This window comes from Myroides sp. NP-2 (genome assembly GCF_014145665.1).
Lineage (GTDB): Bacteria > Bacteroidota > Bacteroidia > Flavobacteriales > Flavobacteriaceae > Flavobacterium.
This window is the reverse complement of sequence record NZ_JACHTD010000009.1, coordinates 118,604-132,235: the sequence shown is the minus strand read 5'-3', so window position 1 is coordinate 132,235 and position 13,632 is coordinate 118,604. Positions and strand designations below refer to the sequence as shown.

The 13,632-nt window shown below is 37.9% G+C and carries 12 protein-coding genes and 1 pseudogene; 10 read left to right on the top strand and 3 right to left on the bottom strand.

The window, feature by feature from the left end:
• Positions 1-9 precede the first annotated feature (9 nt).
• The 3 genes from H4K35_RS10485 (at position 10) to H4K35_RS10475 (ending at position 4,071) form a co-directional block, all read left to right on the top strand.
• Positions 10-942, top strand: coding sequence for a type IX secretion system membrane protein PorP/SprF (locus H4K35_RS10485; RefSeq protein ID WP_182627712.1), 933 nt, complete (start codon positions 10-12; stop codon positions 940-942).
• Positions 943-953: 11 nt separating this feature from the next.
• A complete protein-coding gene (locus H4K35_RS10480; RefSeq protein ID WP_182627710.1) occupies positions 954-2,915 on the top strand; it encodes an OmpA family protein in 1,962 nt (653 codons plus the stop codon).
• A 286-nt stretch (positions 2,916-3,201) separates the two neighbouring features.
• The gene (locus tag H4K35_RS10475) at positions 3,202-4,071 is read left to right on the top strand and encodes an AraC family transcriptional regulator (RefSeq protein ID WP_182627708.1); all 870 of its coding nucleotides are present in this window, start codon (positions 3,202-3,204) and stop codon (positions 4,069-4,071) included.
• A gap of 126 nt (positions 4,072-4,197) precedes the next feature.
• Here H4K35_RS10475 and H4K35_RS10470 read toward each other — a convergent pair whose 3' ends face one another.
• A complete protein-coding gene (locus H4K35_RS10470; RefSeq protein ID WP_182627706.1) occupies positions 4,198-4,728 on the bottom strand; it encodes a hypothetical protein in 531 nt (176 codons plus the stop codon).
• Positions 4,729-4,961: 233 nt separating this feature from the next.
• On the opposite strand from H4K35_RS10470, the gene H4K35_RS10465 reads away from it, so the two are divergent.
• Complete coding sequence (locus H4K35_RS10465) at positions 4,962-5,414, top strand: hypothetical protein (RefSeq protein ID WP_255492428.1); 453 nt, start codon at positions 4,962-4,964, stop codon at positions 5,412-5,414.
• Between the two features lie 220 nt (positions 5,415-5,634).
• Here H4K35_RS10465 and H4K35_RS10460 read toward each other — a convergent pair whose 3' ends face one another.
• On the bottom strand, positions 5,635-6,807 hold the full coding sequence (locus H4K35_RS10460) for a proline dehydrogenase family protein (RefSeq protein ID WP_182627704.1): 1,173 nt from the start codon (positions 6,805-6,807) through the stop codon (positions 5,635-5,637).
• 93 nt (positions 6,808-6,900) lie between these two features.
• On the opposite strand from H4K35_RS10460, the gene aroB reads away from it, so the two are divergent.
• From aroB to H4K35_RS10440, 4 genes and pseudogenes are all read left to right on the top strand, one after another.
• Positions 6,901-7,968, top strand: coding sequence for a 3-dehydroquinate synthase (aroB, locus tag H4K35_RS10455; protein ID WP_182627702.1), 1,068 nt, complete (start codon positions 6,901-6,903; stop codon positions 7,966-7,968).
• A gap of 299 nt (positions 7,969-8,267) precedes the next feature.
• Entirely contained in the window at positions 8,268-9,671 is a 1,404-nt protein-coding gene (locus H4K35_RS10450; RefSeq protein ID WP_182627699.1) for an arginine decarboxylase, read from the top strand.
• Between the two features lie 26 nt (positions 9,672-9,697).
• Positions 9,698-10,672 carry a deoxyhypusine synthase family protein gene (locus H4K35_RS10445; protein WP_182627697.1) on the top strand — a complete coding sequence of 325 codons (975 nt, stop codon included), beginning with the start codon at positions 9,698-9,700 and terminating at the stop codon, positions 10,670-10,672.
• A gap of 97 nt (positions 10,673-10,769) precedes the next feature.
• A pseudogene (locus H4K35_RS10440) lies at positions 10,770-11,066 on the top strand (DNA primase); the annotation flags it as partial.
• Positions 11,067-11,123: 57 nt separating this feature from the next.
• On the opposite strand, the gene H4K35_RS10435 reads toward H4K35_RS10440, so the two are convergent.
• Positions 11,124-11,597, bottom strand: a complete 474-nt coding sequence (locus H4K35_RS10435; protein ID WP_182627695.1) for a GNAT family N-acetyltransferase — start codon at positions 11,595-11,597, stop codon at positions 11,124-11,126.
• Positions 11,598-11,775: 178 nt separating this feature from the next.
• On the opposite strand from H4K35_RS10435, the gene ychF reads away from it, so the two are divergent.
• The gene (gene ychF, locus H4K35_RS10430) at positions 11,776-12,870 is read left to right on the top strand and encodes a redox-regulated ATPase YchF (RefSeq protein WP_182627693.1); all 1,095 of its coding nucleotides are present in this window, start codon (positions 11,776-11,778) and stop codon (positions 12,868-12,870) included.
• Between the two features lie 93 nt (positions 12,871-12,963).
• A complete protein-coding gene (locus H4K35_RS10425; RefSeq protein ID WP_182627691.1) occupies positions 12,964-13,632 on the top strand; it encodes a TIGR02117 family protein in 669 nt (222 codons plus the stop codon).

Below are 13,632 nucleotides of genomic sequence, written 5' to 3'. Positions count from 1 at the left end.
CACGAGAATATGAAAGTAAGAAACACAATAAAAACGATAGTTCTTGGGGGGGTAGGTTTGTTTTGTATCGCACCAACATATGGACAACAAGATCCACAGTACACCCAATATATGTATAACCATTCCAATATTAATCCTGCGTATGCAGGAAGCAGAGAAGGACTGAATATTTTTGGACTGTATCGCACCCAATGGGTAGGCTTGAAAGGCGCACCTAAAACAGCGACAATCTCTATGAATACGCCTTTGGGAGAATCCGGATTAGGCTTGGGCGTTAACTTTACGAATGATCACCTCGGCGTGATGGATGACAATACTCTATCCGTGGACTTATCCTATGCCATTGATTTGAATTACAACTATAAGTTGGCCTTTGGATTGAAAGGATCAGCGAATCTATTGGATGTGAATTACAGCAAATTGGATATTTACAACCCATTAGACCCTGTAGCCAAGGAGGATATCAGCAATGAGTTTACCCCAAATATTGGCGCGGGATTGTTCTTGTATTCCGACAAAGCGTATGTGGGAATATCTGCACCTAATTTGCTGACCAGGACGCGGTATGACGACAATGAAGTAGAAACACTCCGTCAAAAATTACATCTATACCTAACAGGAGGATATGTATTTGAACTGAATCCCAGTTTAAAATTCAAACCCGCAGCCATGGTCAAAATGGAACAAGGTTCTCCACTGCAAGTAGACGTTTCGGCAAACTTTATGTTTGTAGATAAGTTTACCGTTGGCGCTGCCTATCGCTGGGATGCATCCGTTAGTGGATTGGTTGGTTTTCAAGCGTCAGAAAATATTTTTGTCGGATATAGTTACGATGCAGAAACAAGTAAGTTAGCCCGTTATAATTCAGGTTCGCACGAAATATTTCTGCGTTTTAGTTTGTTTAATGGATTTAAGCGCGTTGCCGCGCCAAGGTTCTTCTAAAAGCGTTTATTATGGTAAAACAATGGATACAAATTGGAATACTAACCCTAAGCCTTGGTTTAGGATGTAGTGGATACAGTCAAATTAAACAAGAAAAAAAAGCAGATAAAAGCTTTGATCAAACGGCCTATATCAACGCCATTGAAATCTATGAACGAATGGCTGCAAATGGGTATACCAACAGCTCTATGCTGCAAAATTTAGCCGATGCATACTATTTCAATGGAAAATTGGTCGAGGCAAACAAGTGGTATACCGAACTTTTTGAAGGTAGTTATGACGATAAAAACCTCGGTGAATTGCCTTCGGAATACTTTTATCGCTACAGTCAAACTCTTCGCGCCGTACAAAATTACGACAAAGCACAAGAGGTGATGAATCAGTTCGCCCTCTTGGAAAAAGAAGATATTCGTGTTGCGGAATACAATAAGAATCGAGAGTATCTCTCTCATATTGAACATCACTCCAATCGCTACGACATTCGATTGCTAAATATCAATAGTCCCTATTCTGATTATGGCGGAACCATCCTTGGAAACAAAATGGTCTTTACTTCAGCAAGGGATACCGATCGCCAAAACAAAAATAAAATTCACTCCTGGACCAATGAACGCTATACGCTCTTGTATACTGCCGTAATTGATAAAAATGGTGTAGCTACCCCTGAATTGCTTCCCATGGGAGACAACCGCGATGTAAATGATGCTACCGCAGTTTTCACCAAAGACGGTAAAACCATGTACTTTACGCGAAATAACAGTAAACCAAGCGGTAAAAGCAAGCAAAATAAAGCCCATAACTCTTCGCTTAAGATATACAAGGTTGTAAAGCAAACGGATGGGTCGTGGGGACAAGTAGAGGAATTGCCGATTAATTCGGATAATTTCAATACTGCCCATCCGGCTTTAACACCAGATGAAAAATGGTTGTACTTCGCTTCAGATCGAAAGGGAACCTTAGGACAATCTGACTTATTTCGCGTAGCGCTTTATCCCAATGGGGGATATGGCCCTGTCGAAAATCTAGGCAAAGGTATTAATACCGAAGGACGCGAAAGCTTTCCATTTATCTCTTCCGAAAATCAACTGTACTTTGCTTCTGATGGACATCCAGGACTTGGGGGAATGGACGTTTTTGTCGCCCAACTCTATCCAAACGGAAGTTTTGGCCCTGTAATTAATATGGGAGAACCTATTAACAGCAGTATGGACGATTTTGCGTTTTTCTATGACCCCAAAGAGAAAAAAGGCTTCGTTAGTTCTAATCGCCCTGGAGGTAAAGGCGCTGATGACATCTATTTATTTGCAGAAAAACAGTGTAATCAAACCATACAAGGAAAGGTGTACGACTTAGATACGAATGAAATCTTATCCGATGCGCGCATGATTTTCTCTGATGCATACTATCAAAAAATGGATACTCTTTACACCAATAGCCAAGGAGAATACCAAATTACAGGTTTGGCATGTGGAGTGAAGTACCGCATTAAAGCCGAAAAACAACACTATAACACCGTAGAGCTCGCTTTTTCTATCAAAGAACAAACAGAGCCAAAAACAATTGACATTGGCTTAGAACGCACAGAAAAGCCATTACAAGTAAATGACGACTTGTTCAAGCGTCTACAATTAAAGCCTATTTATTTCGACTTTGATAAAGCTACGATTAGATGGGATGCAGCTATAGAACTGATGAAAATCGTCGAAGTAATGCGACAATATCCAACGATGAAAATTGATGTCCGCTCTCATACAGACAGCAGAGGAAACGACAGCTATAATTTGAGCCTCTCGGATCGCCGTGTCCAAGCAACCATAGCCTGGATGCAACAACAAGGTATTGAGGCGAATCGCTTGACAGGCCGTGGCTATGGAGAAAGCCAGTTGCTCAACCATTGTAGTAATGGTACTCCTTGCTCTGAGGCAGATCACCAAGTCAATCGTCGAAGCGAATTTATTATTGTGGCCATGTAATACGCACAAAATAAGCGACGTTTAGTCACAACACTATGCAAGTACTACTAAAAAACAATTCAGCTGCTCTACCTCTTTGAACAGCTGAATTGTTTTTTTTTTAGCACCACCATTTCGCCATACATCACACGGCTACAACCTAGCATTCGCTTGCATTTGGCTGAACGCTTAAGCTATTTTATAAATATATACCTTTGTATAATTAACTTAATTAAGTTGATTTTGTTTGTATTAGGTTTATAAATTCAGATATTTTGTTTAAATTTATGTAAAAAATTGCTTTATAATGAAAAATACCCCTTTTGATGATTTCGCGTTATTTGATAGCTATGGAAATAAATATGACTTTATATTGCTCGAGATTGAACAAGCCATACAGCTCGGAAGTTCCTATAGTAAAGAATTGAGCAAACAAGATTTTCTAAAGGTCATTTATATTACGGAGGGCGAAGGCATTTACTATGCCGACCTAGAAGCTTTTGAAGTAAAAAAAGGCGATGTGTGTTTCGTGAGTAATTTTCATCATCACCATTGGAATTTTAGCAAGAGTATTAAAGGCTATGTCATCAATTTCAAATCGGCCTTCCTCACTAAATTTATCACAAACCATATGTTTCTGCAAGAGCTCGCCTTTTTTAATCGCTTTACCACGCACAACATTTTGGAGAACAACTTTTCTGGCAATCGGGTAGAAAGCGCCATTCAAAGTATTTTACATGAACTAAAAATTGAGATTAACAAGGATATCAACTTGATTCGTATCTATTTACTAGAAATACTTTTTGTGTGTAAGCGCAAAATGGACCGAAAGAATGAAAGTAGAAGCGAGAGTGTAAACTCCAATATCATCATTGATCAATTTGAACAATTAATTGAGAATCACTTTTACGAATACAAATTTCCAAAAGAATACGCCAAGCACCTTGTAGTAACCCCAAATTACCTCAATAGTGTTTGCCGAAAGATGAGGGGAAAGTCGGCTGGTGATATGATTCGCGATCGCATTTTGTTGGAGAGTAAACGCTTGTTGATTTCGACCAACTTATCTGCCAGTGAAATTGCCTATAGACTTAATTTTAAAGACAGTTCTTATTTCACTCGATTTTTTAAAAAATACGTATACACTACCCCCGATGAATTTAGACGAAATAATTAGATCGATCGTCAGGCCCGTCAGTACGGACAACGAGATAAATAAAAAGCGAAACCCATGAGCATGCGTTTCGCTTTTTTATGTAGTAGTGTTGCTAACTCTAATTGTTGGATTGGAATACACTTAGGCTTATTCTTCCTCTTCTGCTAAAAATGAGAGGAGTTGCGCTTGCATCTCATCAAGTGAAACAATTTGCGTATCGGGGTGTTGCTTCAACCAATCGCCGTTTAGCTGAATCAAGTCCTCCATAGGAAAACTGCGGTCATCTAGCAATTGTGCAATCTCTTTTCCCTTCTCCAACGGATGTTGTAAGAATTTAGCAAGCTTTACTTTGCTAAAGAGCTTCATTTGACGCATCTGCTTTTCAAAATAGGCCAAGTGATCTACTGAACCAATGGCAGTTAACCCTGCTTGGATAATTTCAATTATATCCAAATCCCATTTCGTCTTGTGGATGAAAGAAGCTAATCCCTCTTCTTTTACCGTATTATAGTAGTAATCTACGCAATAACTCGCAAATGCATCGGGATGTAATTCATCATCACCCACATCAGAATGACGCAAATAATTGACTACAGAGATATTGGACTGGATTACAGCTAGTGCCGTATTCGTGGCTAGGGCATCTTCAGACAATAAAATAGAAGGAAATTCTCTCATGTTTATTCGGATTAAAACGCAAAGGTAAAGCAATTGAAAAGCATATCATAACCGTTTGAACCGATTTTGTGGAATGTGGATGATTTCCACACCATTTCTACACTCCTAACAAACTGTTGAAGGAAAAAAAACAGCTCTACCTAGGATTATAGGGTGTTTTTTGTTAAAAAATGGTTGATTAGTATAAAAAAGAATGGTTTTTGTATTATTACTATCAACTTAAAAAACATAATATGATGAGAAAAGAAACAAGACACACAGGAAAAACAAGCGCAAAAGCTATGATTAGCAGCGCAAGCAGAAGTGCAGTTAGGAGAGTAGCGAGTATGATGTTCGTTTTTAGTTTACTTGCTTTTGTATCACTAGCGTGTAGTAAAGATGATGATCCCGTTGACAATGATCTCTTTGTAGGGCAGTACAAAGGACACATCACTTACACAAAAGGGGAAACGCATATTGATGCCAAAGATGGAAAAGTAGAGGTAGTCAAGGTAGGAAAGAATTACAACTTTATTTTCTCTGATGACATACCTAATTTAACAGGTGTTCAATTTGAAAAAGAAGGTGAAAATACAGTGATCAATATTGGATCCGATGAGGCCCACTTGATAAAAATAGACGAAAGTACCTTGTTTATCGCCTATACAAAAGACGGCGAAATTTGGTCTGCCAACTGTAGTAGATAAATCGTATTACAACAAGTTGATTTTAATTAGCTCATGAAAAGAGGGTGTTCCATAGGGGCACTCTCTTTTTTTTAGTTAGGGGAGCGGCTTGTTGTAGTATTGTTTTAGTGTAGCATACCGCATAAAAAATGCCCCAAAAAGGATCTAACTTTTTGGAGCATTTAAATAGGTATAGGATTGTTAGGCTATTTTGATAGCCTTATTTTTATACTGATGCAACTTAGAGGTTGCGTCGTTTCATTTCTGTTTCAATTAGATCTAACTCGCGATTTGTTTGACCTTTAACCGAGGTGTTCTCTTGTGCACGGCGGATTAAATAAGGAATTACGTCGCGAACAGGACCAAACGGAAGATATTTGGCTACGTTGTAATTGGCTTTGGCTAAGTTGAAACTAATATTATCACTCATTCCATATAATTGACCAAAGAAAAGGCGTTTATCATGGTGAGCGATTTGGTGTTTCTCCATTAAATCCATCACCAATTTAGAACTGTTTTCGTTATGTGTTCCAGCGAATAAAGCCATGCAGTCCATGTTTTCCAACATATAGGTTACACCCGCATCGTAGTTGATGTCTGTCGCTTGTTTGTCTACACAAATAGGCGATTTATACCCTTTTTGCGCAGCGCGTTCTCTTTCAATTTCCATATAGGCACCGCGAACAACCTTCATTCCAATGTGAAAGCCTTCTGCTTTTGCAATCAGGTGCAAGTCTTTTAAAAACTGCAAACGATCCCAACGGTACATTTGTGCAGTATTGTAAATCAACGCTTTCTCCTTGTTGTACTTGCGCATCATATCCAATACAATTGCATCTGCTGCATCTTGCATCCAGCTGTGCTCAGCGTCAATCAACAATAATACATCATGGTCATAAGCAAATTTACAAGCCATGTTAAAACGGTACACAATGCGTTCCCATTCTTTTTCTTCCTCAGCAGTAAATGGTTTGCCTTCTCCCTTTTTTACAAACATATCAAAACGCCCAAAACCTGTTGGCTTGAATACAGCAAATGGAATTGCATCTGGTCTTCCTTTTGCTAATTCAATCGTTTTGATCGTCATGTTTAATGCCGCATCAAACTGTTCTTCGGTTTCTTTTCCCTCTACAGAATAGTCCAACACGGAGGCAACACCACCTTGTTTGTACATTTTATCCACTACACCCAAACAATCCACTTCGTTGATTCCACCACAGAAATGGTCGAATACCGTTGACCGGATTAATCCTGTTACAGGTAAATGGGTTTTGATGGCAAAATTAGCAAGAGATGATCCCATTTTTACAAGAACGGGTTTGCTAATCATTTTGAATAAAAAATGAGCTCTCTTTAACTCCTTATTATTCTTAAGTGCAAATGCTACTTCTGTATTGTTAAATAAGTTTTTCATTATGTAGTAATGATAAATGTTGGGCAAATATACTGACTCTTTTACTTTTAATTCAATTTTTTCTCCTTTACTTTGTGTGGAAATTGAAAGTAAATGATAAAAGTAGAAACACCAGATTATCCGATCTATTTTGGCGTAGAGGGTTATGCTGTTTTAGGAGAGCAGCTCAATGAAAAAAACTACAGTAAGCTGTTGATTCTTACAGACTCCACGTGTAATGAACTTTGTTTGCCTCATTTTTTAGCTCATTTGCCCACAACTGTTCCCTTTGAAATCGTAGAAATTGAAGCAGGGGAGACGGCCAAAAACCTAACGACATGTGAAGGCGTTTGGGCAGCAATGTTGGAGCTAGGCCTCGACCGTTATAGCGCCCTAATCACCGTGGGTGGTGGTGTGGTCTCTGATTTAGGCGGATTTGTCGCTTCTGTTTATATGAGGGGAATCGACTGTTATATCGTACCTACTACTTTATTGGCCATGGTCGATGCATCCATTGGTGGGAAAACAGGCGTAGACCTCGATGGAGCTAAAAATTGTATCGGTTCTTTTGCCATGCCCAAAATGGTTGTCATCGATGCTCAATACCTAGAAACACTTGAGGCAAGAGAACTCAAATCGGGCTATGCGGAAATGCTCAAACACGGATTAATCTACGATGAAAGCTATTTTAATCACTTAAAAGATATTGCTCAAGTCGATTTTGGCGATATTGAAACCCTCATCTATCACGGGGTTGCTATCAAAAGTCAAATCGTTCAACAAGACCCCCAAGAGCAAGGATTGCGCAAAATATTGAACTTTGGACACAGCATCGGCCATGCCGTTGAGAGTTATTATTTGACAAATCCAAATAAAGAACGTATGTTACACGGAGAAGCAATTGCCATCGGAATGATCATTGAATCTTATATATCAACTGTTACTTTGGGGTTAAATCAATCAATATATCAAGGAATAAAAGAATCAATTCAGTATATTTATGGAAAACAAATATTTTCCGAAACAGAGATAGAAGAAATCCTGTCCTGGCTAAAGTTTGACAAGAAAAATAGAGCTGGCGAGATTCGAATGGTTTTATTGTCGAAAATAGGGGAGGCATCCTATGATGTGGAGGTCACTAAAGATTTGATATTTAGTGGGTTTGTGGATTATTTAAAATAGTAATTATTTTAAGTGTCTTTTTACTATTTCGATTTAATATTTTGTTACATTTGCCCTCGTGAAAATAGATGTTTTATATATTAGATTGTGTGTTTCATCTCGAAGAAACATCAAGCGTTTTGTAAGAAAACAAAAGGCTAATTTTGTATATACGATTATTAAATATTCAAAGGAAGCGTTGAACTCTTTTCGTTTTCGACATAAGCTGCCCATTGTATTTGCCAATATTAGAGTTTGAAAAGCGGTTTAATCACCGTTTAGATTAAAATAATTAATAACTTTTAAAATTGACTTTTCAAATGAACACAAAATACGTTGATCTAATCAATCAAACTTTTTATTTCCCCCAAGAGGAGTTTAAACTAAATAAGGACAATCTTCAATTTCACAATATTGATTTAATGGGGTTAGTTGAAAAATACGGTACACCCTTAAAATTCACTTATTTACCAAAGATTTCAGATAATATTGCTAAGGCTAAAGGTATCTTTAGAAAAGCAATGGAGAAAAATAAATACAAAGGGAATTATTACTACTGCTATTGTACGAAGAGTTCGCATTTTTCTTATGTCTTAAACGAAGCCTTCAAAAATGATATTCACGTAGAAACATCGTCTGCTTTTGACGTAAATATCGTGGAGAACTTGTTGGAAACAGGTAAGATTAACAAAGATACTTTCGTTATTTGTAACGGTTTCAAACGCAGCCAATACATTGACAATATTGCGAATTTAATCAACAACAAGCACGACAATACTATTCCAATTATCGACAATTACGAAGAGCTAGAGCTGTTGCAAGACCAAATTGAAAAGAAATTCAAGATCGGTATCCGCATCGCTTCGGAAGAATCTCCAAAGTTCGAATTCTATACCTCTCGTTTGGGAATTGGATATAAGAGCATTTTGCCTTTCTACAGAAAGCAAATCGCAGATAATCCAAAGGTAGAATTGAAAATGCTTCACTTCTTTATCAACACAGGTATACGTGATACAGCCTATTACTGGAATGAATTGGTGAAGTGTTTGAAAGTGTATATCACCCTGAAAAAAGAATGTCCAACGTTAGACAGCTTGAATATCGGTGGTGGTTTCCCAATCAAAGATTCCTTGGCTTTTGAATTCGACTACCAGTACATGGTAGATGAAATCATCAACCAAATTAAAATCGTTTGCGAGGAAGCAGAAGTAGACGTGCCAAATATCTTTACTGAATTTGGATCTTATACCGTTGGAGAAAGTGGAGGGGCTATATACGAAATCCTATACCAAAAACAACAAAATGACAGAGAGAAGTGGAATATGATCGACTCTTCTTTTATCACAACATTACCAGATTCTTGGGCAATTAATAAAAGATTCATTATGTTGCCAATTAATCGTTGGAATGATGCGTATGAGCGTATTTTGTTAGGAGGATTAACCTGTGATAGTGATGACTACTATAACTCGGAGCAAAACTTAAACGCCATCTATTTGCCGAAGTACAACAAAGAAAAGCCGTTGTATATTGGATTCTTTAATACGGGAGCATACCAAGATACAATCGGAGGATTTGGTGGTATTCACCACTGTTTAATTCCGCAGCCGAAACACATCTTGATTGACAAGGATGAAAACGGAATCATCGCATCGGAGTTGTTCTCTGAACAGCAAACAGCAGAGGAAGTATTAGAAATATTAGGTTACAACAGAAATAAATAAACACATAACAGTAAAAGATTAATAAAATGAGTAAAGGACCAATTAGTCAGTTTATTGAGCATCAATATAGACACTTTAATGCAGCTGCATTAGTAGATGCTGCAAAAGGATACGAATTGCATTTAGCAGAAGGTGGAAAAATGTTAATCTCTATGGGAGGAGCAATGAGTACTGCAGAATTAGGTATTTCATTAGCTGAAATGATCCGTCAAGATAAAGTTCACTTTATTTCTTGTACAGGAGCTAACTTAGAGGAAGACGTAATGAACTTAGTAGCTCACTCACACTACAAACGAGTGCCAAACTATAGAGATTTAACGCCAGAGCAAGAAAGAGAATTATTAGACAATCACTATAACCGCGTAACGGATACTTGTATCCCTGAAGAAGAAGCATTCCGTCGTTTGCAAAAACACTTAGAAGATGTATGGCATGCTGCTGAAGCTAAAGGTGAGCGCTATTTCCCACACGAATTCTTATATCAAGTAGTGAATTCAGGTGTGTTAGAGCAATACTACGAAATCGACCCTAAAGATTCTTGGATTGTGGCAGCAGCAGAGAAAAACTTGCCTATCGTTGTTCCAGGATGGGAAGATTCAACTTGTGGTAATATCTTTACTTCAAACGTTATTAAAGGAAAATTAAACGTACACACTGTAAAATCAGGAATTGAGTACATGATTTACTTGACAGAGTGGTACCGTGCTAATTCTGGTGGTAAAGGAGTTGGATTCTTCCAAATCGCAGGAGGTATCTCTGGAGATTTCCCTATCTGTGTTGTGCCAATGATGTACCAAGATTTAGAGTGGGAAGACGTTCCTTTCTGGGCGTATTTCTGTCAAATCTCTGACTCTACTACTTCGTATGGTTCATACTCAGGTGCAGTGCCAAATGAGAAAATTACGTGGGGTAAATTGGATGTAGATACACCAAAATATGTAATTGAGTCGGATGCAACAATTGTGGCTCCATTGGTATTTGCCTACATTCTAGGTCATTAATGAATAGACAAAAAATCTTAATAAAATATCCGTATTTTATTTGTTAATTAGGATTTAGCTATTACATTTGAAAACGAAATAAAGCAATAAATATAAAATGAAGAGAGTAATTGTTGATTACGCGAAATTAACAAACGAAATTTTGACACTTTTAGTGGAAAAGTTTCCTGATGGTTATGACGACTCAGATATTATTCGTTTTAAAAATATTAAAAACGAAACTGTTGAAGCTGTAGAGGTAAGAACAGAAGACACCATCTATTTAGTTAAAGTAAGTACTAAGTTAGCAGATCGTATCGAAAACTTCGACGACGAAGATGAGGATGATTTTGTAGATCCTGCAGATGATTCATTAGATGCATTGAAAGACTTAGAAATTGCTGACGAAGAAGATTAACAGTTTCAAGACATATTATACAAAGAGCTACCGCAATGCGGTAGCTCTTTTTTTTTAGTCTTGATCTACTTCCCATTTCAGTAAAACCATATCTACTAACTGTCTGCCATTTTCAAAAATAGGCTCGGGATAATAGTCGATAAAAAAGTTTTTGCGCTTGTCAAAAAGGACAAAGCCATTGCGCTGGTAAAAGCGAATTTGGGCATCGCCTGTATCGCCCGTCCCCACAATTAAAGTCTTGTAGTTTTGCTCTTTGGCTAGCACTTTAATATAATCGAGTAAAAAACTACCGATCTGCTTGTTTTGAAAGGCTTCTGCAACCGCTATATTTTTTATTTCCAGCGTATCTGCAGTAAGTGGATACAAACAAAAAACGGCCATTTCCTCTTGTTGGTAGCAAACGCTATACACTCGGCTGTCGTCTATATAGCGCCCTATAGCTTCGACCGTCTCATCTGCTAAGAGTAGCAGCGACATCGGGTAGGCTTTATCTTTAATTTCAGTAATTTGAAGAGATTCTCCTAACATAAAAGGTGTGTTTTAAACCTACAAAATTAACAAGTTCGAAGCAGTTGTACTAAAAGAATGACCATAGATTGTGTATTTAGCGGTAGATAGGCTTTTTATGTGGTTTAGAAAAGAAGTTTTTCTGTAAAATTTGAATATATTTGCAAACATTATAAAAAGACAATAAGTTACTAAAAATATGAAAGCAGGTATTGTAGGATTGCCTAATGTTGGAAAATCAACACTATTCAATTGTTTGTCAAACGCTAAAGCGCAAAGTGCTAACTTCCCATTCTGTACAATTGAGCCCAATGTTGGGGTTGTAAACGTGCCAGATCCGCGTTTATTGAAATTAGAAGAATTGGTAAACCCTGAGCGCGTTTTGCCAGCAACAGTTGAAATCGTAGATATCGCCGGATTGGTAAAAGGAGCGAGTAAAGGTGAAGGATTGGGTAATCAATTCCTCGGAAATATTCGCGAGTGTAATGCGATTATTCATGTTTTGCGTTGTTTTGATAACGACAATATCGTTCACGTTGATGGTAAAGTAAACCCAATTCGCGACAAAGAAACAATCGACATCGAATTGCAGTTGAAAGACCTAGAAACCGTTGAAAAACGCTTAGAAAAAGTAAAAAAAGCAGCTAAAACAGGAAATAAAGAAGCACAAGTAGAAGCAGATTTATTAGAGCGTATTAGAGAGACCTTATTAGCGGGAAAATCCGCTCGTGTGGTAGAGGCAAAAAACCAAGACGAAGAGGAATTGTTGGAAGCTTTTCAATTAATTACCACTAAACCGGTGTTATACGTGTGTAACGTTGACGAAGGTGCTGCAGTTCATGGAAATGCCTATGTGGAGCAGGTAAGAGAATTGGTGAAAGACGAAAATGCAGAAGTAATTGTATTGGCTGTCGGAACCGAAGCGGATATCACAGAACTTGAAACCTTTGAAGAACGTCAAATGTTCTTGGAAGATTTAGGTCTTGAAGAGCCAGGTTCGTCAAAATTGATCCGTTCAGCATATAAGCTTTTGAAATTGCAAACGTATTTTACCGCAGGTGTAAAAGAAGTGAGAGCATGGACAATTAACGTGGGAGATACAGCGCCTCAAGCAGCAGGAGTAATCCATACTGATTTCGAAAAAGGATTCATCCGCGCGGAAGTGATCGCCTACGATGACTATGTAACTTTTGGTTCTGAAGCTAAAGTTAAAGAAGCAGGTAAACTTAGAGTAGAAGGAAAAGAATACATTGTAAAAGATGGTGATGTGATGCATTTCCGTTTCAATGTATAAGACATAAAAAAGAGAAGAATCAAGAAAGAGAGGCCTTAATAACCTCTCTTTTTTTGTATATTTAAGTTTTTATTTATCAGATTAAGGTCATTTATGCTAAAAAAAATAGCACGATTTGTAAAGGTGATTATCTTGTGTTTTTTTACATTTGTCATCGTTTACCTTGGGGTATTTTATATCTTATCACTCTGGCCCTATCAGCAAGACGCAGCAAGAGAAAAGCCTGGTGGACAAGAGATAACCATCTATTTGTCCACTAATGGAGTTCATACTGATTTTGTGCTTCCTGTAACCACAACGGTTATAGATTGGCAATCAACGTTTGATTTTCAAAGTCGTACCGTTCGCTGGGTGGCCTTTGGTTGGGGAGATAGGGGATTTTATATTGATACGCCTACATGGAGTGATTTGCGCATGAGTACAGCACTTCAGGCGCTTTCAGGTGTCGGTGCTTCAGCCATGCACGTAACGGCCTATTCGGCTTTTGCAGCAGGCGATCAGGCAATAAAGCTCACCTTAACCCCAGCGGAATATCAAACCCTCGTTCATTATATTCAGGCGAGTTTTGTCGAGGACCATGGGGAGTATCAACGCATAAATGTTCCAGGGTATGAAGCATCTGATGCGTTCTATGAAGCAAAAGGAAGTTATAGTTTATTTTATACGTGTAATACCTGGGTGAATCAAGGATTGAAACAATGCAATCAAAAAGCCGCCCTATGGGCCTTACACGATCAAGGAATTTTAAGGCATTATAAATAA